Genomic DNA, 22,157 nt, shown 5'->3' on the forward strand with positions numbered 1-22,157 from the left:
GCGGTCGCGGCGGCCAGCCGGCCAGGCCGCTCCCACGATCCTCCCTTGCCCGATACAGCACGATGGCTCCCACGCTCCCCCATCTGATCGTCATCGGCGGCGGCTTCGCCGGGCTCTGGGCGACCCGCGCCCTGGCCGACGCGCCGATCCGCATCACCCTGGTCGATCGCCATAACCACCACCTGTTCCAGCCGCTGCTGTACCAGGTCGCCACCGCCGGCCTGTCCGCCCCGGACATCGCCGCGCCGCTGCGCCATATCCTGCGCGGACAGCGGAACGTCGAGGTCCTGCTCGGCGAGGTCGACGCGGTCGACCCGGACCGGCGCCAGGTCGCCCTCACCGACGGCCACCGCCTCGGCTACGACTATCTCCTCCTGGCGACCGGGGCCACCCACGCCTACTTCGGCAACGACCAGTGGGCCGGGCACGCGCCGGGCCTGAAGACGCTCAACGATGCGCTGTACCTGCGGCGCAAGCTGCTGGTGGCGTTCGAACGCGCCGAAGCCGAGCCCGATCCCGCCGCCCGCGCGGCCTGGCTGAACTTCGCGATCGTCGGCGGCGGCCCGACCGGCGTCGAGCTCGCCGGCACGCTGGCCGAGATCGCCCGCCACACGCTGAAGGACGAGTTCCGCAGCATCGATCCGCGCGACGCCCGCGTGCGCCTGATCGAAGCCGGCCCGCGCGTGCTGCCCTCCTTCCCCCCCGACCTCACCGACAAGGCCGAGCGCCAGCTGCGGAAGCTCGGCGTGGAGGTCCATACCGGCACGCCGGTGACGCATATCGACGAGCACGGCTACCGGCTGGGCGACGAGTTCGTGGCAGCACGCACCGTGGTATGGGCCGCCGGCGTGGCCGCCTCGCCGCTGGCGCGCACCCTCGGCGTGCCGTTGGACCGCGCCGGCCGCGTGCTGGTCGAGCCCGACCTCAGCGTGCCCGGCCATCCCGAGATCTTCGTCGGCGGCGACCTGGCCTCGGTGCAGCAGGACGGCAAGCCGGTGCCCGGCGTCGCCCCGGCCGCCAAGCAGATGGGCCGGCACATCGCCGCCACGCTGCGCGCCCGCCTCGCCGGCCGGCCGGCGCCCGCGTTCCGCTACAAGGACTACGGCAACCTCGCCACGATCGGGCGCATGGCGGCGATCGTGCACCTCGGCCGGCTCAAGCTGTCGGGGCCGCTGGCCTGGTGGTTCTGGCTGGCCGCCCACGTGTTCTTCCTGATCGGCTTCCGCAATCGCTTCGTGGTGCTGGTCAACTGGGCGATGGCGTACTGGAGCTATCAGCGCGCCGCGCGGATCATCTTCGGCCGCCCGCACGAGGAAGACCCTCCGCAACGCCCCTGAGGCCGGTGCCGCCGGCCCGGCATCGCCATGAACGCGAACGGCCCGGATCGCTCCGGGCCGTTCGTCCATTGCCGCTGTCGTGCCGGTCAGGCGGCGAACAGGGCGCGCATCTTTTTCAGCGCGTTCGCCTCGATCTGGCGGATACGCTCGGCCGACACGCCGTACTCGTCGGCCAGCTCCTGCAGCGTCACCTTCGACTCCGAGTCCAGCCAGCGGCGGCGGATGATGTCGCGCGAACGCGCATCCAGCCCGGCCATGCCCTCGCGCAGCAGCTCCAGCTGGTGGTCCTCGCTGTCGGCGCGCTCGTAGGCCATCGACGGATCCTCGTCGTTGGCGACGAGGTAGCTCACCGGCGACGGCGGCGCGTGCTCGTCGTCCTCGTCGGACGGCGCATCGAAACCGATGTCGCGGCCGGCCAGGCGCGATTCCATCTCCAGCACCTCGCGCTCGGACACGTTCAGGTCCTTGGCGACGGCGCTGACCTCGGAGGCATTCAGCCAGCCCAGGCGGGTCTTGGACTTGCGCAGGTTGAAGAACAGCTTGCGCTGCGCCTTGGTCGTGGCGACCTTGACGATGCGCCAGTTCTTCAGGATGAACTCGTGCATCTCGGCGCGGATCCAGTGCACCGCGAAGGACACCAGGCGCACGCCCATGTCCGGGTCGAAGCGCTTCACCGCCTTCATCAGGCCGATGTTGCCTTCCTGGATCAGGTCGCCCATCTGCAGGCCGTAGCCGTTGTAGCCGCGGGCCACGTGCACGACGAAGCGCAGGTGCGAGTGCACCAGCTCGCGCGCGGCGTCGAGGTCCTCGTGGTCGCGGTAGCGGCGCGCCAGCTCCTGTTCCTCATCGGCCGACAGCACCGGGATCTGGTGCACGGCATTGATGTAGGCATCCAGCGAACCCAGCGCGCTGGGGACGGGGAGGTTGTTTGCCACAAGGGCAGTGGAGGCGTTCTGGCTCATAGGACCTCATCTTAGCAGTCGGGCTATTGGACTGCCGGGTACAGAAAAAGTTCCAGCGTTCCATGAATGGAATGGTTAACCGGGCTTGGCCTTTTCCGTTCTGCCGCCGTCCTCGGGAAACCCCGGCCGCCACCCTATCACCGTTCCGGCGGCGGCGCCGTGACGGTCTTGGGTCCGTTGGCGTCGACTCAGGTTGTCCCGTCCAGCGCCTGCCGGGGCGGCAGCCGCCAGTCGATCGGCGTACCGCCGTGCCGGGCCAGGTACTCGTTGGCCATCGAGAAATGCCGGCAGCCGAGGAATCCCCGGTGCGCCGACAGCGGCGAGGGGTGCGGCGCTTTCAGCACGCGGTGGCGGCGGGTGTCGATCACCTTGCCCTTGGCCTGGGCATAGCTGCCCCAGAGCATGAACACCAGGCCCTCGCGCTCCCGGTTGAGGGTATCGACCACGTGGTCGGTGAAACCCTCCCAGCCCCGGTTCTGGTGGCTGCCGGCCCGGCCTTCCTCCACCGTCAGCACCGCGTTGAGCAGCAGCACGCCTTGCCGCGCCCACGGCATCAGGTAGCCGTGGTCGGGGCGGGGAATGCCCAGGTCGTCCTCGATTTCCTTGTAGATGTTGACCAGCGACGGCGGGGTGGGCACGTCCGGCAGTACCGAGAAGCACAGCCCGTGCGCCTGGCCGTAGCCGTGGTAGGGGTCCTGGCCGAGGATCACGACCTTGACCTGCTCGAACGGGGTGGCGTCGAAGGCGGCGAAGATCCTCGGCCCGGGCGGGAAGATCCGCGCGCCGGCCGCCTTGCGCTGGCGCAGGAACGCCGACAGCTCGCGCATCTCCGGCCGCAGCAGCCAATCCCCCACCCGCGCCTTCCACGAAGGCTCCAACTGGATCCGCGACTCCGCGGCCTCGTTCACGACTTCGTTCATAGCGTTACGGCCCGGTCTTCCAGCCGTGCCAGCCTCAGCTGGAACAGCACCTTGGTCACCAGCAGGCGCTCCTCGATCGGTTTCTGCACCAGGTCGTTGGCGCCGGCCTTGAGCAGTTCGGACTGGTTGTGCGCATTGCCGTCGCCGGTCATCACCAGCACCGGCAAGCGGCGCTTGCCGTAGGCGAAGTCGACGCGGATACGCTGCACCACGTCGCGGCCGTTGAGCTCGCCCTTCAGGGTCACGTCGGTGAGCACCAGGTCGATGCGCCGCGGGGTGCGGCCGAGGGACTCGGCGGTCAGCAGCGCGAACGCCTCTTCGGCGGTCAGCACGTGCACCACCTGCAGCCCCTGGCGCTCGAGCATGCGCTTGGTGGCCTCGGCGACGACCCGGCTGTCCTCGATGTAGAGCACGCTGGCGCCGGGGACCGGCTCGGGTTGCACATAGCCGCGGATGAAGGTCGCCAGCGCTTCGTGGCCGAGCGCCTTGTCGAAGTAGTCGGTGACGTACTCGGTGAAGCGCCGCTCCACCAGGTGCTGCTGGGCGTCGCCGGACACCACGATCACCGGCACGTAGGCCTGCCCGGCCGCCTCGCGCACGCTGCGCGCCAGCGCCAGGCCGTCGCCGTCCGGCAGCGCCAGCGAGGTGGTGACCAGGTCCACCGAGCCGGCCTCCAGCGCTTCGCGCGCCTCGGCGATGCTGGCGCACCCGACCACCTGCACCGCCGGCAGCTCGCGCGTGAGCACGTCCGCGATCAGCTTGCGCACCAGCTTGGAGCCGTCCACCACCATCACGCGGGGCGCCTCGTTGACTAGGTGCTTGAGGTCGGGCGTGCGCATGGGGCTAGGGCCTGTTGGCGCTGTTGGGATGGGCCACGTTGCCGCGTGCGGCAACACGAAGGGCCGCGCCTGGGTGCGCACGGTGCGGCGTCATCACTCGATCGTTTATCGACATGAATTCCCTCGTTCTTCTTTGCCCCGCACGCACCCAGGCGCGGCGTGGCCCATTCCAACAGCGCCGAACAGGCCCTAGGTCTCGGTCGGGCGGGTCTGGCGCAGGAAGTGCCCGGTCACCAGCCAGGCCCCCAGCCAGCCGAGCACCAGCGTGCCGACCAGCACGAAGCCGGAATGCAGCAGGTCCAGCCCATGCAGCGCGAAGCTGCTGCCGTAACTGTCGGCCAGCGCCGCCAGCGGCCCGCGCAGCGCCAGCCCGGACAGGCCGACCAGGCCGAGCGCTACCAGCCCCGCGCCCAGTCCGTACCAGGCGCCCAGGTACAGGAACGGACGGCGGATGAAGCCGTCGCTGGCACCGAGCAGCTGCAGCACGCCGATCTCCTCGCGCCGCGACTGGATGTCCAGGCGCACGGTGTTGCCGACCACCAGCACGGCACCGGCGCCGAGCAGCGCCGACAGCACCTGCACCAGCCGCTCGCCGAACTTCAGCCAGCCCTCCAGGCGCTTGCGCCACAGCGCATCGTGCTGGACCTGGTCGACCTGGGCCATGCCCTGCAGCGACTCGGCCAGGCGCGCATCGTCGCCGTCGGCGGCCGGGGTGACGATCAGCAGCGTCGGCAGCGGGTTGTCGCCGAGCGCGTCGATCGCCGCGTCCAGCTTCGCGCTTTCGCGCAGCTCGGCCAAGCCCTGCTCCGGCGTGCGCAGCGCCACCGCCGCCACATCGGCGCGGCCGCGCAGCGACTCGGCCAGCAGGCTGGCGGCGGATCCGTCCACGCTGGTCTTCAGGAACACGTTGATGTCGCGCGACTGCTGCACGCTGCCGGCCAGGTGCTTGAGATTGTCCAGCGCGATCGACAGCCCCAGCGGCAAGGCCAGCGCCAGCGCCATCACCAGCACCGTCAACAGCGTCGCCCACGGCTTGCGCAGCGCGCGGCCGAGGCTGAAGACGATGCTGTGGAGGTGGTGGTCGAACCAGATCCCCAGCCTCGACGGGGCACGGGCCTCGATGTTGTTGGGCTTGTTCACGGGCGCGCTCACTCCGCCAGGTCCTGTGGCGAGATGTCGTCGGCCAGGCGCCCGTGGTCGAGGATCAGCACGCGCTTGCGCATCTTCTTGAGCAGCGCCAGGTCGTGGCTGACCACCAGCACGCTGGTGCCACGCGCCGGCAACTCTGCGAACAACTGCATGATCTCGGCCGCCAGGGTCGGGTCGAGGTTGCCGGTCGGCTCGTCGGCCACCAGCAGGCTCGGCTCGCCGACGATCGCGCGGGCGATGCCGACGCGCTGCTGCTCGCCGGCGGACAGTTGCGAGGGCAGCGCCTTCTCGCGGTGCGCCAGGCCGATCCGCTCCAGCGCCGAGCGCACCCGCTTGCCGATCTCGCCGCGGCGCGTGCCGCGCAGGATCAGCGGCAGGGCGACGTTCTCGGCGATGCTGCGGTCCATCAACAGGCGGTGGTCCTGGTAGACCACGCCGACCTCGCGCCGGTGCAGCGGCACCTTGCCGCCGCGTACCTTGAGCAGGTTGCGCTCGCCGAAGATCACCGCGCCGCGGGTCGGGCGCTCGCTGAGATGGATCAGCTTCAGCAGCGTGCTCTTGCCGGCGCCGGAGTGGCCGGTGACGAAGAGCATCTCGCCCTGGGCGACCTCGAAGCTCACGTCCTCCAGCGCGGTGTGCCCGCCCGGGTACTGCTTGCTGACATTGTCGAATCGCAGGACGCTCATTCAGCAATTATGCCGGAGCGCTCCATGAATGCACCGCCGACGGTCGGCCCGGCGGTGCATTCGTCGCGCCCCGGCTCAGCCGCCGGAGACCAGCGCGCGGATCTTGCGGCCCAGCCGCGACAGGAACGAATCGTTGGCCGCGGCCTTGACCGGCGTGGCGACCACCTGGACCGGCCTCGGCGCGGCCGCCGGTGCCGGACCGGCGGCGGCCTCGCCCGCGCCCTCGACCGGACGGCCGCGACGGCGGCGCCGGCGCTTGCGCGGCGCGCGCTCCTCGCCCCCTTCGGCCACGACCGGCGCCGGGGCGCTGGCCGGCCTTGCCGGCTCAGCCGCCGCGGCCGCCTGCGCCTGCCCCTCGCCTTCCGGCTTCGGCTTGCGGCGGCGCGGACGGCGCTCGCCCTCGCCACGCGCGCGTTCGCCGCTGCCGGAACGGCCACCGCGGCCACCGCGGCGCTGCTCGTCGGCGGCGCGCTGTTCGCGCGCCTCGCGGAAGATCTCGCCGACGCTCTCGGCCTCCTCGCCCTCGGCCGGCGCGGCGCGCTCCGGGCGCGGCAGCGCGGTCAGCAGCTCGGTGGTGACCGCCTCGACCGGGATCTTCTGCTCGATGTAGGCCTCGATGTCCGGCAGGCTCATCGCGTAGCGTTCGCAGGCGAAGCTGATCGCGTCGCCCTCCTCGCCCAGCCGCGCGGTGCGGCCGATGCGGTGCACGTAGTCCTCGGCGTCGAACGGCAGGTCGTAGTTGTAGACGTACTTGACCCCGTCGATGTGCAGGCCGCGCGCGGCCACGTCGGTCGCCACCAGGATCTCCAGCTGCCCCTTCTGGAAGCGGTTGAGCAGGGTCTCGCGCTTCTTCTGCGGCACGTCGCCGGAGAGCACGCCGACCCGGTAGCCGGCCTTCTCCAGCGCGCGCGCCACCCGTTCGACGAACGCCTTGGTGTTGACGAACACCATCGTGCGCGCGCCCTCGCCGCGCGAGAGCAGGCCCAGCAGCAGCGGGATCTTCTCCTCGTCGGCCGGGAAGTAGATCTTCTGGCGCACGCGCGCTGCGGTGACGGTCTCGGCCTCGACCACGAGCTTCTCCGGCTCGTTCATGTGCTCGTAGGCCAGCTCCAGCACGCGGTGGCTGAGCGTGGCCGAGAACAGCAGGGTCTGGCGGGTGCCGCGCTCGGGCATGCGCCGCAGCAGGAAGCGGATGTCCTTGATGAAGCCCAGGTCGAACATCCGGTCGGCCTCGTCCAGCACGCAGATCTCGCACGCGTGCAGCGAGACCACCTTGTGCTGCTTGACGTAGTCGATCAGCCGGCCCGGGGTGGCGATGATCACGTCCACGCCCTTCTGCAGCAGCTCGCGCTGCTTGTCGTAGTCCACGCCGCCGTAGACCAGCGCGAAGCGCAGGCCGAGGTCGGCGCCGAACTTCATGGCGTCCTTGTGGATCTGGATCGCCAGCTCGCGGGTCGGCGCCAGGATCAGCGCGCGCGGGTCCTCGGGCTTGCGGTCGGCCAGCGCCGGGCGGCTCAGCAGCCGGTTCACGACCGCCACCAGGAACGCCAGGGTCTTGCCGGTGCCGGTCTGGGCCTGGCCGGCCACGTCGCGACCGGTCAGCGCGACCGGCAGGGTCAGGGCCTGGATCGGCGTGCAGCGGGTGAAACCGGCCCCGTCCAGCCCCGCGAGCAGCGAGGGGTGCAGCTCGAACGAGGAAAAAGTCAAATCTGTCAGCGGTTTGTCGCTCATCATTCCATCTTCGTGGGGCGCCTGGGGCCACCCCGGCGCGGCTTGCATCGATCCCGGCAGCGTCGCACACTGCGGCCCTTGCGCCGGACAGCGCGGCTTCAGGAGATGCCATTGAATCCGCCGCGCAATGCCCCAGTTTAACGCAATGCGGCGGCAAGCCCGTTTTCCGGGTTCCGCCAGGGTTCCAGGAGACCGAAAGTGAGCAACAAGGTTCTGCACGTCGGCGATGCCGACTTCGACGCCGCCGTACTCAAGTCCGGGGAACCGGTGCTGGTGGATTTCTGGGCCGAATGGTGCGGCCCGTGCAAGATGATCGCGCCGGTGCTGGACGACCTGGCCGACGCCTACGACGGCAAGCTGAAAGTGGCCAAGGTCAACGTGGACGAGAACCGCGCCCTGGCCGTGAAGTACCACGTCCGCTCGATCCCGATGCTGTTGCTGTTCAAGGATGGCCAGGTCCAGGCCACCCAGATCGGCGCGGTCGGCAAGGGCCAGCTGACCCAGATGATCGACAAGAGCCTGGGCGGCGCGGTCGCCTGAGCCGTCGCGGGGGGGCTGCCGGCCGACGGTCGCGCGGTCCCCCGGGTTTGCTGGCAGTTGAACCGCCGCGCCCGGCGCGGCTTGCGCCGCTCCGCGGGCGAGTGTTAGTGTCGATCCATCCGGCCGCCTTCCCGGGCGCCGCGTCCTCTAGAACACCTTCTAGACCTCCATTTCCCAACCACTGTCCGCCCTGCCGGGCGCTCGCATCTCACAGCGAGGAACCAAGCACTTGTCCGAGAATACTTCTTCCGAAACCGGGAGCGTCGACGCCCCCGTCGAGAAGCGCGTGCGCAAACCCCGTGTTGCCAAGGCCGCCCCCGCCGAGGGCGCCGATACCGCTACTCCCCAGACCCACCTGCCGTTGCCGCCGACCCCGGCGCCCGAGTCCTCCGGACCTGCGCCGGCCGCGACGGCTTCCAATCCGCCCGCGGCCGCTGCCGGCGGCGAAGGCGGCGGCGCCGAACCGGCGCAGCAGCGCGAGGGCGGCCAGTCCGGCCAGTCGCAGCAGCACCGCTTCAACAACCAGAACCAGCAGGGCGGCCAGGGCAACAACCGCCGCGACCGCTTCCGCAACCGCCGCGACCGCAATCGCGAGCGCTTCGGCAACAACAACGACGGGCTGCCCCAGGACAACGGCAACGAGCCGTTCGTGCCGCGCCCCCACCCCAGCGTGCCGGAAGGCTTCCCGCAGTACTCGCTGAGCGACCTGAAGAAGATGCCGGCGCACAAGCTGCTGGACATCGCCGAGCAGCTCAGCATCCACGACGGCGTCGCCCGCGCGCGCAAGCAGGACGTGATCTTCGCGCTGCTGAAGGTGCTGACCCGCCACGGCGAGGGCGTGGCCGCCGATGGCGTGCTGGAGATCCTGCCGGACGGCTTCGGCTTCCTGCGCGCCGCGGAGGCCAGCTACCTGGCCGGCCCGGACGACACCTACATCTCGCCCAGCCAGATCCGCCGCTTCAACCTGCGCACCGGCGACTACCTGTCCGGCCGCATCCGCTTCCCGAAGGACGGCGAGCGCTACTTCGCGCTGTCGACGATCGACACCATCAATGGCGAGCCGCTGGAAGCGTCCAAGAACAAGGTCCTGTTCGAGAACCTGACCCCGTTGTTCCCGCGCAAGCGCTTCCGCCTGGAGCGCGGCGACGGCTCGACCGAGGACATCACCGGCCGCATCCTCGACCTGATGGCGCCGCAGGGCAAGGGCCAGCGCGCGCTGATCGTCTCCCCGCCCAAGGCGGGCAAGACGATGATGATGCAGCAGGTGGCGACCGCGATCACCACCAACCATCCGGAAGTGCACCTGATCGTGCTGCTGATCGACGAGCGCCCGGAGGAAGTGACCGAGATGCAGCGCACCGTGCGCGGCGAGGTCATCTCCTCGACCTTCGACGAGCCGGCCGCGCGCCACGTGCAGGTCGCCGAGATGGTGATCGAGCGCGCCAAGCGCCTGGTCGAGCACAAGAAGGACGTGGTGATCCTGCTCGACTCGATCACCCGCCTGGCGCGCGCCTACAACAACGTCGTGCCCAGCTCCGGCAAGGTGCTGACCGGCGGCGTGGACGCCAACGCCCTGCACCGCCCGAAGCGCTTCTTCGGCGCGGCGCGCAACGTCGAGGAAGGCGGCTCGCTGACCATCATCGCCACCGCGCTGGTCGATACCGGCAGCAAGATGGACGAGGTGATCTACGAAGAGTTCAAGGGCACCGGCAACAGCGAAGTGCACCTGAACCGCCGCATCACCGAGAAGCGCGTCTACCCGGCGATCGACATCAACCGTTCCGGCACCCGCCGCGAGGACCTGCTGATCGAGCCGGAACTGCTGCAGAAGATCTGGATCCTGCGCAAGCTGCTGCATCCGATGGACGAGATCGCGGCGATGGAGTTCATGCTCGACAAGATGAAGAACACCAAGTCCAACGACGAGTTCTTCGCCTCGATGAAGCGGTAAGGCGCTTCCCCACAATCCGACGATAGCGAGTTCGGTGCCCTCGACCGGGTACCGGAGCAAGCCGAGCCCCACGACACAAAAGGGCCGGAGTCACGCACGCGAAAGCGATGCCGACTCCGGCCCTTTTCGTTTTTCCCTTTCCTGCCGCCCTCCCATGAACAAATCCCTCCTGGTCATCTTCGCCACCATCCTGCTCGACGCCGTCGGCATCGGCCTGGTGTTCCCCATCCTTCCCTCGCTGCTGCGGGAGGTCACCCACGACGCCGACGTCGCCCCTTGCATCGGCCTGCTGGTCGCGCTGTACGCGGCGATGCAGTTCGTGTTCGCACCGCTGCTCGGCGCGCTCAGCGATCGCCTCGGCCGCCGTCCGGTGCTGTTGGTCTCGCTTGCGGGCGCCGTGGTCAACTACCTGTTCCTGGCCTTCGCACCGAAACTGTGGATGCTGTTCATCGGCCGCGCCATCGCCGGCCTGACCAGTGCCAACAGCTCGGTCGCGCAGGCCTATCTCACCGACGTCACGCCCGAGAACGAGCGCGCGCGCCGCTTCGGCCTCTTCAACGCGATGTTCGGCATCGGCTTCATCCTCGGCCCGGTGCTCGGCGGCGCGCTTGGCGACGGATGGCTGCGCCTGCCCTTCGTCCTGGCGGCGGCACTGAACGGTTGCAATCTGCTGCTGGCGCTGTTCGCGCTGCCCGAGTCGCGCACGCCGGTCCGCGAGCCGCTCGCCCTGGCCTCGCTCGATCCGCTGCGGCCGCTGCGGCCGCTGCGCTGGGCGTTCTCGATGAAATCCCTGTGGCCGGTCATCGCGATCTATTTCCTGTTCAGCGCCACCGGCGAGGCCTACGGCACGTGCTGGGCACTGTGGGGCAACGACGCATTCCACTGGAACGGATTGTGGATCGGCCTTTCGCTCGGAACCTTCGGCCTTTGCCAAGCGTTGGCGCAGGCTTTTCTTCCCGCTCCGGCGGTGCGCCTGTTCGGCGAACGCGCCAGCATCCTGGTCGGCCTCGCCGGTGCGGGCATCGCGCTCGTGGTCATGGCGTTCGCCCGCCAAGGCTGGATGGTCTTTGCGATCATGCCGGTGTTCGTCCTGGGCGGCATCGGCGTCCCGGCGCTGCAATCGCTGGCGACGCGGCAGGTCGACGAAGCCCGGCAAGGCCAGTTCCAAGGCGTGCTGGCCTCGACGACCAGCCTTGCATCCGTGATCGCACCGCTGGCGTTCTCGTCCCTGTATTTCGTCCTACGCCCGCAATGGCCCGGCGCGATCTGGCTGACGGTCCTCGTCCTCTACGCGCTCGCGGTGCCGATGGCGCTCGGCCTGGAGCTGCACAGGCCGGAACGTTGAAGCGTGAAGGTGCTCCCCGCAGGAAGGTGCGGGTACGAATCCAGGCCAGCTTCGGCGCGTCGGCACAGGGCGTCGCGTCCGGACAGTCGTCCTCGCGCAGGCGGGTTTGCGGATCGCATCACCACGACGGATCGAACAGGTCGGCGTGGACGCGCGCACCGCTTCCAACTGGAGGCAGGCAGTCCATGAACACTCCGAGCCGGTCGCAGTGGAACGCGACGGCGCGCTCCAGGCCCGCGACCGACAAGGCGAGATGGTGGATCCCCTCAACGCCGGGTGGCGAAACCGTCAGCCGCCCTGCAGCGGCGTCAGCAGGCGCGGGCCTTCCTGGTTCGCCATGTAGACGCCGCCCTCGGCCAGCGCATCGGGCGAGAAACCTGCTCGATCGTCTTGCGAGCCCCAGGACACAGGCTCACGCGGTCCCGGCACGTAGCTGTTCCAGCGTCCGTACTCGTCGAAGCGGGTCTCGCTGTTGAGCCGATAAGAAATAGGCATGCGCACCACCCAGAAGGGGGCATCGGCGCGTTTGCCTTCCGATGGGGGATGGAACGTCCAGAGCCGCGCGGCCGCGATGGAGCTATCGGCGAACACTTTCCTCAGCTTCCGCATTTCGCCCTCTGAGGCCACGATGCGCAGGTTGACCTGCTCGGCCACGACGTCCTGGACGGCTCCGTCCCGGCCCACCTTGACCAAGAGGTACACGTCGCCGCCAATACCCGCCTTCGCCGGTCCCATCGGATAACGCGGCGGGACCATCACGTTCTTGGTAATGCTTTCGCGGCTATCAGGATCATAGGTCTCGAAGCTGGCGCTGCGTATTTCGATCTTGTACCTGTCGTCCTGCAACTTCTTGGCGACCACGCGCACGTTCATGGGCGCACGCGCCCTGGTCGGCCGGCCATCCACCACGATCGGCTCGAACTTCCATTGCAGCGCCGAATCGCGCACGAATCCCACCACGCCTTCGGGCAGCTTCTCCTGTTGTTCGAAAGTGACGTTCGACACGGAGCCGTCCGGTTCGATATCGATCTTCCCGGCCACCAGCAGACTCGACTCGATCTGCTTGCGTACGGCGCCGGGCCCGTTCGCCATGGCCGGCATCGCTCCCACCGCAAGCGCGACCAGCAACAGCCCGCTCCGCCACATCTTTGCATTCCGCTCCTTGTTCCCCATGCGGCACTCCTTGTGTGATGGAAGCGGATTAGACCCTACTCCAGTCCGCCCAGGCAATCAGGCCAGCTTCAGCGCGTCGGCATAGGGCGGCGTGTCCGGATAGTCGTCCTCGCGCAGGCGGGCTTGCAGATCGCGCCACCATTGCGGATCGAACAGCTCGGCGTGGACCGCGCGCACGGCTTCCAACTGGGCGGCAGGCAGGCCCATGAACAACGGGAAACGCTCGGGGAACACGTCGCGCGGGGCTACGTGGAACCAGGGCTCGGCCGCCATCTGCTCCTCGTACGTGGTCGGCCTGGGCCAGTCGCGGAAGTTGCATTCGGTGATCAGGCACAGCTCGTCGTAGTCGTAGAACACCGCGCGCTGGTGGCGGGTGATGCCGAAGTTCTTCAGCAGCATGTCGCCGGGAAAGATGTTGTTGCGCGCCATGTCCTTGATCGCCTGCGCGTAGTCGATCGCCGCGGCACGCGCGCTCTCGGCCGGCTGCTCGCGCAGGTACAGGTTGAGCGGCCGCAAGCGGCGCTGCACGTAGCACAGGGCGATGATCAGGTCCTCGCCATCCTCGGCGATGCTGCCGGCGCAACTGCCCAGCAATTCCTCCAGCAGCGCCGGGGCGAAGCGCGCGCGCGGGAAGCGCAGGAAGTGGTATGGCTGGGCGTCGAGCAGGCGACCGATGCGGTCCAGCTGGAAGACCAGTTCGTACTTTTCCTCGACCTGTTCGCGGCTGACCTGCTTGGGATAGGCGAAGCGGTCGCGGATCACCTTGAACACCAGGGGATAGCTCGGCAGGGTGAACACCACCATCACCATGCCCGGCGTGCCCTCGGCATGCACCAGCTGCTCGGCGGCGTTCGCCTCGAAATGCCGGAAGAACGTGCGATAGCGCTCGGTCTTGCCCTGCTTGGCGCGCCCGAGCATCGTGTACAGCTCGTCGATCGGCTTGTGCGCGAGCAGGCTGCGCAGGAACACCACCGCGTCGCCGACGGTTCCCAGGTCCGCGTGGAAGTAGCTGCGCGAATTGCTGAACAGCTGCGCGACGTCGCTGCGGCGCGTCAGCACCGCCTCCGCGCGCAGGCCGCGCTCGTCGTTGACGAGCGCGATCACGAACGGCGAGAAGCGATGCTCGCCGAACACCCGCCCGACCAGGTAGGCACGGCGCTCGCGGTAGAACACCGTCTCCAGCAACTCCACGCTGCGCACCGGGTGTTCGCCCCAGTGCGCCAGGTCGTCCTGCAGCCGTACCGCGATCGCCGCCGCGCAGCGCGTGCGGTGCGCATAAGGCTCCTCGAACGGGTAATCGCCGAGCACCCGCACCAGCATTTCGGTCAATCGCCCGGGCGAGACCGCGTACGCATGGCGGGCGACCGGGTGGGTGATCGCGTCGGTGGGCTCGATGTCGAGCGCGACGAACTCGATGCGCGGGTCGACGCCGCGGGTACGGAAATAGCGCCGCGTCAGCGTGTTGTAGAAGGTCTTGTAGAGCTCCTGGTCCAGCAGCGACGCGATCGACGCCTGGTAGTGCTCGCGCGCGCGGATCCACAGCGCGCGGTCGTGCGCTTGCCCCATCAGCACCGCGCGCAGGCGCAGCATGCATTCGGCGATGCACTGGTCGTACAGGGCGATGCGCTCCACCGCATCCTCGCGCGCCCCGCTCCAGTCGCGGGTCTCGAAACGGCGCCGGGCCCGCGCGGTGATCTCGGAGAAGCGCGCGTTGTAGTCCTCGAACGCCTCGAAGATCGCCCGGCCGATGGCCTCGGCACGGCGTTCGGACTGCGGCGGGATCGGCGCGAGGTTCATGCCGGCAGTGTACTAGGCCGTGCCGACGTCCACGGATGGCCAGCGCGGCCATCCGTGAGCTCGCCGCGCCCGGGAAAATACCCGCGTCCGCCTCCTGCGGCCCCGTCCACGACCCCACGCCCCTTCGCCTAGCGCCGGCGTGGACGCGACGGCTTTCGCACCGGTTCCTGCATGTGCCGCGCATGCTCGCGCGCCTGCGCGTGCAACCACTCGCGGAACGCCATGAAGCCCCGGTGCCCGGCCGAGCGCGGCGGATAGACCAGATAGTGCGACCAGGCGGTCTTCAGCCGCTGCGGCGAAAGCGGCACCAACTGCCCGGATTCGATCAGCAGCCGCGTGCGCGTCACTCGGCCCAGCGCCACTCCCACGCCCTCCATGGCCGCGCGGTGGTGCGATTCGGAATCGTCGAACACCGCGGCATAGCGCGCCGGCGCCTTGCCGCCGAACTCGGCGAACCAGCGCTCCCACTCGCCGTCCGGATCGCCCAGCAACGGCCATTCCGAAAGCGGCCGCTTGCCGATTCCGCCCATGCGACGGACCAGCGCCGGGCTGGCCATCGGCACCAGCCAATCGTCGAACAGCGGCTCGGCGGTGACGCCCGGCCAGCGCCCGCCGCCGATGCGCAGCGCGGCGTCGACCTGCAGTTGCCGCTCGAAATCCACCAGGTGCTCGCTGGAGAGCAGGTTGATCTCGACCTGGGGATACGCCGCCAGGAAATCGCCCAGGCGCGGCACCAGCCAGGCCGATGCCATCGACGGCACGATGCTCAAGGTCAGCACGTCGTCGTGCCGCGCCGCGAACGGACGGAACGCCTGCGCGATCGCGTCCAGGTGCGGCGCGACCTGTTCGAGCAGGCGCTGGCCCTCCGGCGTGGGCGTCACGCCGCGCGCCTGCCGCACCAGCAACGGATAGCCCAGCCGTTCTTCCAGGCCGCGCATCTGGTGGCTGAGCGCGCTGACCGTGAGGTTCATCGCCTCGGCCGCCCGGGAAAGATTGCCCAGGCGCGCGGCGGTCACGAATCCCTGCAAAGCGTGGAGCGGTGGTCTGGCCATGGCGAGCCTTGAGCCGTCTTCAAGTATGGGTTGCGCAATTGTCGCTTTTTGCCTGCCAAGCGTGCGCTTATCGTCGATTCCACTCAAGTGGAGGCAAGGACATGGGCATCTTCAGCGGATTGCTTTTCATGCACGGCCATATCGCCAGCGCCGAGCTTGCGCGCCAGCTTGCCGAACCCTCGGGCCTCGCCGGCGAGCGCGAGCGAGGCCGCGCGCGGCGGCGTCGCGAGCGTGCCCAGCGGCGGCGCGCGGCGCTGCTGGTCCGTGCGATGACGGCGCTATCGCCGTTCCGGTGAGCAGTAGCGGCGACACGGAAGGGAGCCGATTCGCCCGGCAACGCGATGTGGGAGGGACCTCGCCCGACGCCTTGTCGGCAGGGTCGTGGCATCGATCGAGAGCGGCCCAAAGAAAAAGCCCGCCTCTTTGGAGAGGCGGGCTTTCCCGTCCGGCGCATCCGGCGAACGACGCCGGATCAGCCCTCGAGCGTCGCCAATGCGGCGTTGAGGGTCCGGCTCGGACGCATCGCGGCCGCGACCTTGGCCAGATCGGGGTGGTAGTAACCGGCGATGTCCACAGGCTTGCCCTGCGCGCCATTGAGTTCGCCGATGATGGCCTGCTCGTTGTCCGCGAGCGTCTTGGCCAGCGGCGCGAACTTCGCCTTCAGTTCGGCATCCTGGTCCTGCGCGGCCAGCGCCTGCGCCCAGTACAGGGCCAGGTAGAAATGGCTGCCGCGGTTGTCCAGCTCGCCGACCTTGCGCGCCGGCGACTTGTTGTTGTCCAGGATCCGGCCGTTGGCCGCGTCCAGCGCCTGCGCCAGCACCTTGGCGCGGGCGTTGCCGCAGGTTTCGCCCAGGTGCTCCAGCGAGGCGGCCAGCGCCAGGAACTCGCCGAGCGAATCCCAGCGCAGGTAGTCCTCCTCGACGAACTGCTGCACGTGCTTGGGCGCCGAGCCGCCCGCGCCGGTCTCGAACAGCCCGCCGCCGGCCATCAGCGGCACGATCGACAGCATCTTGGCGCTGGTGCCCAGTTCCATGATCGGGAACAGGTCGGTGAGGTAGTCGCGCAGCACGTTGCCGGTGACCGAGATGGTGTCCTGGCCCTTGCGGATGCGCTCCAGCGAGAACTTCATCGCCTCCACCGGCGGCAGGATGCGGATGTCCAGGCCGGCGGTGTCGTGGTCCTTGAGGTACTTCTCGACCTTGGCGATCACCTGCGCGTCGTGGCCGCGCTGCGGGTCCAGCCAGAACACCGCCGGGGTGCCGCTCAGGCGGGCGCGGTTGACCGCCAGCTTGACCCAGTCCTGGATCGGCGCGTCCTTGGTCTGGCACATGCGCCAGATGTCGCCGGCTTCCACCGCGTGCTCGAAGACCGTCGTGCCGGCCTCGTCGACCACGCGCACCACGCCGTCGCGCGGGATCTGGAAGGTCTTGTCGTGGCTGCCGTATTCCTCGGCCTTCTGCGCCATCAGGCCGACGTTGGGCACGCTGCCCATCGTGGCCGGGTCGAACGCGCCGTGCAGCTTGCAGTCGTCGATCACCGCCTGGTAGATGGTGGCATAGCTGCGGTCGGGGATCAGCGCCAGCGTGTCCTGCAGCTTGCCCTCGGCGTTCCACATCCGGCCGCTGTCGCGGATCATCGCCGGCATCGAGGCGTCGACGATCACGTCGCTCGGCACGTGCAGGTTGGTGATGCCCTTGTCGGAATTCACCATCGCCAGCGCCGGGCGCTTGGCGTACTCGGCCTGCACGTCGGCCTTGATCGCCTCCTGCTGGTCGGCCGGCAGCGCGGCGATGCGCGCGTACAGGTCGCCGATGCCGTTGTTGGGGTCGAAGCCGACCTGCCTGAGCACGTCGGCGTGCTTGGCCAGCACGTCCTTGTAGAACTCGCCGACCACCACGCCGAACATGATCGGGTCGGAGACCTTCATCATCGTCGCCTTCAGGTGCAGCGACAGCAGCACGCCCTGCTCGCGCGCCCGGGCGATCGCATCGTCGACGTACTGGGCGAGCGCCTTGCGGCTCATCACCGCGGCATCGACGATCTCCCCGGCCTTCACCGCGGTCTTCTCCTTCAGCACGGTGACGACGCCGTCGCTGCCGAGCAGCTCGATGCGCAGGCTACCGGCGCTGGCGAGCGTGGCCGACAGCTCGCTGCCGTAGAAGTCGCCGCCGGCCATGTGCGCCACCGCGGTCTTCGAGGCCTTGTCCCAGGCGCCCATGCGGTGCGGGTGCTTGCGCGCGTAGTTCTTCACCGACAGCGGCGCGCGCCGGTCTGAGTTGCCTTCGCGCAGCACCGGGTTGACCGCGCTGCCCTTGACCTTGTCGTAGCGGGCCTTGACGTCCTTCTCCCTGTCGTCCTTCGGCTCGTCCGGATAGTCCGGCAGCCGGTAGCCCTGCGCCTGCAGTTCCTTGATGGCCGCCTTCAGCTGCGGCACCGAGGCGGAGATGTTCGGCAGCTTGATGATGTTGGCTTCCGGCCGGGTCGCCAGTTCGCCCAGCTCGGCCAGGTGGTCGCCGATCTTCTGCGCGTCGTCCAGGTAGTCGGGGAACTGCGAGAGGATGCGGCCGGCCAGCGAGATGTCGCGCGTTTCCACCGCGATGCCGGCGGTGCCGGTATAGGCCTTGATGATCGGCAGCAGCGACTGCGTCGCCAGGAACGGTGCCTCGTCGGTGAGCGTGTAGATGATCTTCGGGGTATTCGACATTTCTGCGTGGACTCGTACTGGTTCGGGAGGGAAACCGCGGCGAAGGGATGGAGCTGCTGCACCGGGCCGCGGAGGCGTTGCCGTCTGCCTGCCGCTTGTGCCCGCCGTGCCGGCCGCAGCCGGGAACGGGGTCGATCGAGCGTTTCATTGTCGCGTCTGCGGGGCGATGGGGTAAAGCCGAGTCCGCCATGAACCCAGCGTTCCATCCATGCGGATAGGTTGCATCGAAAACCGATCCGCGGCCCTGAAGCGCGAATGCCCCCGTACTTCACCGTAGGTCCCCGCCCATGGACGCGTGGGCTTCGCGAAGGGATCGCACGAACGATCCATAAAAAAGAGGCGCAGCTTGCGCTGCGCCTCCAGCCGAGAACGCCCGCCGGGAGAGAGACGGCGGGCGTGCTGCTCCCTGAGCCCTACTTCACCTCGAACTGCTGGCTGCCGGCCGGCTTGCCGTCCACGGTCACGTCGGCGGTGTACTTGCCCGCCGGCCAGTCGCTGGCCTTGGTGAACTCGACGTTGGTGGTTTCGGCACCGGTGGCGTTGATCGTGGCGTTCTGCTCGCCGGCGACCTGGCCGTCCTGGTAGGTCAGCTTGACGGCCACCGGCACGTTGTTGGCGGTACCGTCGGTCTTCACCGAGACGATGATCTTGTCCTTGGCGCCGAGCGTGGCGACCGGTGCGACCGACTTGTCGGCGGCGGCGTTGTTGCCCACGGTCACGCCCGTGACGCTCACCGCCGCCGCGGCCGGTGCGGGCGCGGGCTCGGACGGTGCAGGCGTCGCCGGCTGGCTGGCGACCGGGGCGGTGCTGTCGACGTTGGCCTCGTCCTTCTTCTTGCAGCCTGCCAGGGCCAACGCGGCGGTCAGGCCCAGGATCACGGCGCCGGAAAGCGGGGTCTTCTGCATGGTGGTTCTCCTTGAGTGGTCGGATCAGGACTTCGCGGGGATGCGCAGGTTCTGGCCGGGGAAGATCTTGTCGGGATCGTCGAGCACGTCGCGGTTGGCCTCGAAGATGCGCTTCCAGGCGTTGCCGTCGCCGTAGAAGTACTTGGCGATCTTCGACAGCGAATCGCCCTTCTGCACGGTATAGGACTGTTCGCCCACGATTTCGGCGGTGCTGTCCACCCGCGCGGAGACATCGGAAAAATCGGCCTTCTGCACTACTTGGGCGGTGCTGTCGACCTTGGAGGTGACATCCGAGAAATCGGCCTTCTTGTCGTTGCTCATCGCCAGCGGTTCCTTGTTACCGGACTGGCGGGTACGGTCGCACGGCGGATGTTAAGAAGGGATCGCGCCGGCGTGAAACCGGCTTACCGCGCATGCCGGCCGCTCACCCGGCCGGCATGCGGGGACCGCCGGTCATTGCCGGGGGTCGCGGAACGCCGGCAGCGGCGAGGCCAGCTGCGGGCTGGCTCGCAGCGGATTGATGTCCAGGCCGCCGCGGCGGGTATAGCGCGCCTCCACCGCCAGCCATTGCGGCCGGCAACGCTGTTGCACGTCGTGGAAGATGCGCTCGACGCACTGCTCGTGGAACTCGGCATGGTCGCGGAAGCTCACCAGGTAGCGCAGCAGCCCCTCGCGGTCGATCCGCTCGCCGCGGTAGCGCAGGGACACGCTGGCCCAGTCCGGCTGGCCGGTGACCGGGCAGTTGGATTTCAGCAGGGCCGACACCAGCGTTTCCTCGACCGTGCCGCCGGTGGGATCGGTGTGCAGGTAGCCGGCATTGGGCGGGCCGTAGTCCTCGATGGCCACGTCCAGCGCGTCGATCGACTCGCCCTCGCCGACCGCATCCACCGGCGGCAGGCCGAACTCGACGATCACCTCCCGGCCGGCGCGCGCCGACAGGTCGGTGGCGATGCGCGCGCGCACCGCTTCGGCGCTGTTGAAGCGCTCGCCGTTGAGGGAGTTCAGGTAGAGCTTGAGCGACTTGGACTCGATCAGGTTGGGCGAATCGCACGGCACCTGTAGGGTCGCGGTGGCGACGCAGGGCTTGCCGCGCGCGTCGAGCCACCCCAGTTCGTAGGCATGCCAGCGATCGTGGCCGGAGAACGGCAGCGCCGCGCCGATACCGATCTCGGCGCGGGCCGCGGCGCGCGGGATCGGGAACAGCAGGGCCGGATCGTAGCGGTCCGGGTACGCGACCTCGCGGCCGAGGCTGGAATCCTGGGGGGTGTTCATCCGCCGATTCTACGGGGCGGCGGCTGGCCGGAAGGTGTATGGAACGCTTGAACCGTGGGGGCGGCCTACCTGGCCTCGGGCCATCGGCCGCGACGGGCTTTCCCCTTGAATCGCCCGCACATGGACGTGCGGGCCTTGCGTGAAATTCGCACGAAAGCCCATCGCGGCCGGAGCCGCTCACGCGAGGTGCCGACTCAGCCCGGCCGGGCGCCTTCCAGGTAGTCCAGGGAGACCTGCAGCAGCGCGCGCAGGCCCACGTCCAGGGCCTTCTCGTCGAGCAGGAACTTCGGCGAGTGGTTGCTGGGCGCGGTGGCCGGGTCGATGCCGGGGCTGGTGGCGCCGACGAAGAAGAACAGGCCGGGCACCTCGCGCGCGTAGAACGAGAAGTCCTCGGCCCCCATCTGCAGCGGCGGCTCGTAGACGTTGTCCTTGCCGACCACGGCCTGCAGGCTGGGCAGCATCCGGGCGGTCAGCGCCGGGTCGTTGACCGTGGCGGGGTTGCCGTCCTGGTCGGGCACGTGGGCCTCGGCGGTGGCGCCGTGCGCGGCCGCGGTGTGCTCGGCCACGGTCTTCAGGTCGGCGAAGATCTGCTGGCGCATGCCCTCGTCGAAGGTGCGGATGGTGCCGACCATCTCCACGTCGTCGGGGATGATGTTGTAGCGGATGCCGCCCTTGATCGCGCCGAAGCTGACCACCGCCGGCTGCCTGGCGATGTTGGCGCGGCGGCTGACCACGGTCTGCGCGGCGCCGATCAGGTCGGCCGCGGCGACGATCGGGTCGATGCCGTTCCACGGCGCGGAACCGTGGGTCTGGCGTCCGACGACCTTGATGTTGAAGCGGTCCGAGGCGGCCATCAGCGGGCCGCCGCGCACCGCGATCTGGCCGGCCTGGACGCTGGAGAACACGTGCAGGCCGAACACCGCCTCCGGCTTGAAGTCGGCGAACAGCCCCTCCTTGAGCATCAGCGACGCACCGCCTTCCTCGTTGCCGGGCGCGCCTTCCTCGGCCGGCTGGAAGATCAGCATCACCTCGCCCGGCAAGCGTTCGCGCATGGCGACCAGCGCGTCGGCCACGCCGAGCAGGATCGCGGTATGCGCGTCGTGGCCGCAGGCGTGCATGACCCCGACCGTCTCGCCCCGGTACTCGGACGTGGCCTTGGAGGCGAACGGCAGGCCGGTCTGCTCGGTGACCGGCAGCGCATCCATGTCCGCGCGCAGGGCGATCCTCGGGCCGGGCCTGCCGCCCTTGATGATCGCCACCACGCCATGGTGGGCGATGCCGGTCCGCGGCTTCAGCCCGAGCTTGCGCAGGTGCTCGGCGACCTTGGCCGAGGTCCGCACCTCGCGGTTGGACAGTTCGGGGTGCTCGTGGAAGTCGCGGCGCCACTGCACCACCTGCGCCTGCAGCTTGTCGGCGGCGGCGGTCACTTCGGGGCGCTCGGCGGACTGGGCCAGGGCGAGCGAGGGGGCGGCCAGCAACAGCGAGCAGGCCAGCAGACGAGAGGGACGCATTCGGGCTCCTTGGGGTGGCAAGCCGCTCCACTGTAGGCCATGTCCGAAACCGGCCATAGACCGGCGTCGCTCTGTGTCTTGCCCGACATCGCGGCGCAAACGGCTTCGGTCACCATGGGGCTCGGTGGAGCCCGTCGCGGCCTGAGCCGCTCCCATGGGTCGCATCCCCCGCCGTCCCGGCCGTCAACCGATGCCGCAGCGATGCGTTTGTCGGGTGCCGGTCCACGGCTGAACCAACCCGGCGGATGGAGGTCTACGGCCTATCCCATCCGTCATGGTCCAA

The 22,157-nt window shown here is 69.2% G+C and carries 19 protein-coding genes; 5 read left to right on the plus strand and 14 right to left on the minus strand.

The features are described from left to right. The first annotated feature begins 62 nt into the window (after positions 1 to 62). On the plus strand, positions 63 to 1,337 hold the full coding sequence (locus tag M3M27_RS17570) for an NAD(P)/FAD-dependent oxidoreductase (RefSeq protein ID WP_434026441.1): 1,275 nt from the start codon (positions 63 to 65) through the stop codon (positions 1,335 to 1,337). Positions 1,338 to 1,423: 86 nt separating this feature from the next. Here the strand turns inward: M3M27_RS17570 and rpoH are convergent, their stop codons facing one another. The 6 genes from rpoH to rhlB form a co-directional block, all read right to left on the minus strand. Next, positions 1,424 to 2,299, minus strand: coding sequence for an RNA polymerase sigma factor RpoH (gene rpoH, locus M3M27_RS17575; RefSeq protein WP_140726442.1), 876 nt, complete (start codon positions 2,297 to 2,299; stop codon positions 1,424 to 1,426). Between the two features lie 188 nt (positions 2,300 to 2,487). Further along, positions 2,488 to 3,219: a uracil-DNA glycosylase gene (gene ung / locus M3M27_RS17580; RefSeq protein ID WP_434026442.1), complete on the minus strand. Its 732-nt coding sequence runs from the start codon at positions 3,217 to 3,219 to the stop codon at positions 2,488 to 2,490. Beyond that, positions 3,216 to 4,058, minus strand: a complete 843-nt coding sequence (locus M3M27_RS17585; RefSeq protein ID WP_177497863.1) for a response regulator — start codon at positions 4,056 to 4,058, stop codon at positions 3,216 to 3,218. The genes ung and M3M27_RS17585 overlap by 4 nt, the downstream gene beginning before the upstream one ends. Positions 4,059 to 4,247: 189 nt before the next feature. Then, positions 4,248 to 5,198 (minus strand): permease-like cell division protein FtsX, encoded by a 951-nt coding sequence (gene ftsX, locus M3M27_RS17590; protein WP_434028040.1) that lies wholly within the window; start codon positions 5,196 to 5,198, stop codon positions 4,248 to 4,250. A gap of 8 nt (positions 5,199 to 5,206) precedes the next feature. Continuing rightward, positions 5,207 to 5,893, minus strand: a complete 687-nt coding sequence (ftsE, locus tag M3M27_RS17595; RefSeq protein WP_140726436.1) for a cell division ATP-binding protein FtsE — start codon at positions 5,891 to 5,893, stop codon at positions 5,207 to 5,209. Positions 5,894 to 5,968: 75 nt separating this feature from the next. Next, positions 5,969 to 7,624 (minus strand): ATP-dependent RNA helicase RhlB, encoded by a 1,656-nt coding sequence (gene rhlB / locus M3M27_RS17600; RefSeq protein WP_434026443.1) that lies wholly within the window; start codon positions 7,622 to 7,624, stop codon positions 5,969 to 5,971. 198 nt (positions 7,625 to 7,822) lie between these two features. On the opposite strand from rhlB, the gene trxA reads away from it, so the two are divergent. From trxA to M3M27_RS17615, 3 genes are all read left to right on the plus strand, one after another. Further along, positions 7,823 to 8,164: a thioredoxin TrxA gene (trxA, locus tag M3M27_RS17605; protein ID WP_140726428.1), complete on the plus strand. Its 342-nt coding sequence runs from the start codon at positions 7,823 to 7,825 to the stop codon at positions 8,162 to 8,164. 229 nt (positions 8,165 to 8,393) lie between these two features. Beyond that, complete coding sequence (gene rho / locus M3M27_RS17610) at positions 8,394 to 10,115, plus strand: transcription termination factor Rho (RefSeq protein WP_434026444.1); 1,722 nt, start codon at positions 8,394 to 8,396, stop codon at positions 10,113 to 10,115. A gap of 34 nt (positions 10,116 to 10,149) precedes the next feature. Continuing rightward, complete coding sequence (locus tag M3M27_RS17615; protein WP_434026445.1) at positions 10,150 to 11,460, plus strand: TCR/Tet family MFS transporter; 1,311 nt, start codon at positions 10,150 to 10,152, stop codon at positions 11,458 to 11,460. Between the two features lie 288 nt (positions 11,461 to 11,748). Here M3M27_RS17615 and M3M27_RS17620 read toward each other — a convergent pair whose 3' ends face one another. From M3M27_RS17620 to M3M27_RS17630, 3 genes are all read right to left on the minus strand, one after another. Then, positions 11,749 to 12,633: an energy transducer TonB gene (locus M3M27_RS17620; RefSeq protein WP_434026446.1), complete on the minus strand. Its 885-nt coding sequence runs from the start codon at positions 12,631 to 12,633 to the stop codon at positions 11,749 to 11,751. A gap of 57 nt (positions 12,634 to 12,690) precedes the next feature. After that, a complete protein-coding gene (aceK, locus tag M3M27_RS17625) occupies positions 12,691 to 14,430 on the minus strand; it encodes a bifunctional isocitrate dehydrogenase kinase/phosphatase (RefSeq protein ID WP_434026447.1) in 1,740 nt (579 codons plus the stop codon). 128 nt (positions 14,431 to 14,558) lie between these two features. Next, positions 14,559 to 15,482, minus strand: coding sequence for a LysR substrate-binding domain-containing protein (locus M3M27_RS17630; protein ID WP_140726415.1), 924 nt, complete (start codon positions 15,480 to 15,482; stop codon positions 14,559 to 14,561). Positions 15,483 to 15,583: 101 nt separating this feature from the next. Between M3M27_RS17630 and M3M27_RS17635 the strand changes: the two genes are divergently transcribed. Continuing rightward, a complete protein-coding gene (locus M3M27_RS17635) occupies positions 15,584 to 15,778 on the plus strand; it encodes a hypothetical protein (protein ID WP_140726412.1) in 195 nt (64 codons plus the stop codon). Between the two features lie 176 nt (positions 15,779 to 15,954). Here the strand turns inward: M3M27_RS17635 and M3M27_RS17640 are convergent, their stop codons facing one another. The 5 genes from M3M27_RS17640 to M3M27_RS17660 form a co-directional block, all read right to left on the minus strand. Further along, positions 15,955 to 18,186: an NADP-dependent isocitrate dehydrogenase gene (locus tag M3M27_RS17640; protein ID WP_434026448.1), complete on the minus strand. Its 2,232-nt coding sequence runs from the start codon at positions 18,184 to 18,186 to the stop codon at positions 15,955 to 15,957. 413 nt (positions 18,187 to 18,599) lie between these two features. Next, positions 18,600 to 19,091, minus strand: a complete 492-nt coding sequence (locus M3M27_RS17645) for a hypothetical protein (RefSeq protein ID WP_434026449.1) — start codon at positions 19,089 to 19,091, stop codon at positions 18,600 to 18,602. Between the two features lie 24 nt (positions 19,092 to 19,115). Then, on the minus strand, positions 19,116 to 19,412 hold the full coding sequence (locus M3M27_RS17650) for a LysM peptidoglycan-binding domain-containing protein (RefSeq protein ID WP_434026450.1): 297 nt from the start codon (positions 19,410 to 19,412) through the stop codon (positions 19,116 to 19,118). Positions 19,413 to 19,544: 132 nt separating this feature from the next. After that, a complete protein-coding gene (gene queF / locus M3M27_RS17655; protein WP_434026451.1) occupies positions 19,545 to 20,363 on the minus strand; it encodes an NADPH-dependent 7-cyano-7-deazaguanine reductase QueF in 819 nt (272 codons plus the stop codon). Positions 20,364 to 20,557: 194 nt separating this feature from the next. Beyond that, the gene (locus M3M27_RS17660) at positions 20,558 to 21,874 is read right to left on the minus strand and encodes a M20 family metallopeptidase (protein WP_434026452.1); all 1,317 of its coding nucleotides are present in this window, start codon (positions 21,872 to 21,874) and stop codon (positions 20,558 to 20,560) included. Positions 21,875 to 22,157: the final 283 nt, after the last annotated feature.

The organism is Xanthomonas boreopolis, assembly GCF_046529185.1.
Lineage (GTDB): Bacteria > Pseudomonadota > Gammaproteobacteria > Xanthomonadales > Xanthomonadaceae > Pseudomonas_S > Pseudomonas_S boreopolis.

Bases quoted from the DNA above. Each gene is read 5' to 3' on its own strand.
- M3M27_RS17640 (WP_434026448.1), bottom strand. From the start codon at position 18,186: ATGTCGAATACCCCGAAGATCATCTACACGCTCACCGACGAGGCACCG.
- M3M27_RS17570 (WP_434026441.1), top strand. From the start codon at position 63: ATGGCTCCCACGCTCCCCCATCTGATCGTCATCGGCGGCGGCTTCGCC.
- M3M27_RS17630 (WP_140726415.1), bottom strand. From the start codon at position 15,482: ATGGCCAGACCACCGCTCCACGCTTTGCAGGGATTCGTGACCGCCGCG.
- aceK (WP_434026447.1), bottom strand. From the start codon at position 14,430: ATGAACCTCGCGCCGATCCCGCCGCAGTCCGAACGCCGTGCCGAGGCC.
- rhlB (WP_434026443.1), bottom strand. From the start codon at position 7,624: ATGAGCGACAAACCGCTGACAGATTTGACTTTTTCCTCGTTCGAGCTG.
- M3M27_RS17585 (WP_177497863.1), bottom strand. From the start codon at position 4,058: ATGCGCACGCCCGACCTCAAGCACCTAGTCAACGAGGCGCCCCGCGTG.
- M3M27_RS17620 (WP_434026446.1), bottom strand. From the start codon at position 12,633: ATGGGGAACAAGGAGCGGAATGCAAAGATGTGGCGGAGCGGGCTGTTG.
- rpoH (WP_140726442.1), bottom strand. From the start codon at position 2,299: ATGAGCCAGAACGCCTCCACTGCCCTTGTGGCAAACAACCTCCCCGTC.
- M3M27_RS17645 (WP_434026449.1), bottom strand. From the start codon at position 19,091: ATGCAGAAGACCCCGCTTTCCGGCGCCGTGATCCTGGGCCTGACCGCC.
- M3M27_RS17650 (WP_434026450.1), bottom strand. From the start codon at position 19,412: ATGAGCAACGACAAGAAGGCCGATTTCTCGGATGTCACCTCCAAGGTC.
- ftsE (WP_140726436.1), bottom strand. From the start codon at position 5,893: ATGAGCGTCCTGCGATTCGACAATGTCAGCAAGCAGTACCCGGGCGGG.
- M3M27_RS17660 (WP_434026452.1), bottom strand. From the start codon at position 21,874: ATGCGTCCCTCTCGTCTGCTGGCCTGCTCGCTGTTGCTGGCCGCCCCC.
- ung (WP_434026442.1), bottom strand. From the start codon at position 3,219: ATGAACGAAGTCGTGAACGAGGCCGCGGAGTCGCGGATCCAGTTGGAG.
- queF (WP_434026451.1), bottom strand. From the start codon at position 20,363: ATGAACACCCCCCAGGATTCCAGCCTCGGCCGCGAGGTCGCGTACCCG.
- M3M27_RS17635 (WP_140726412.1), top strand. From the start codon at position 15,584: ATGGGCATCTTCAGCGGATTGCTTTTCATGCACGGCCATATCGCCAGC.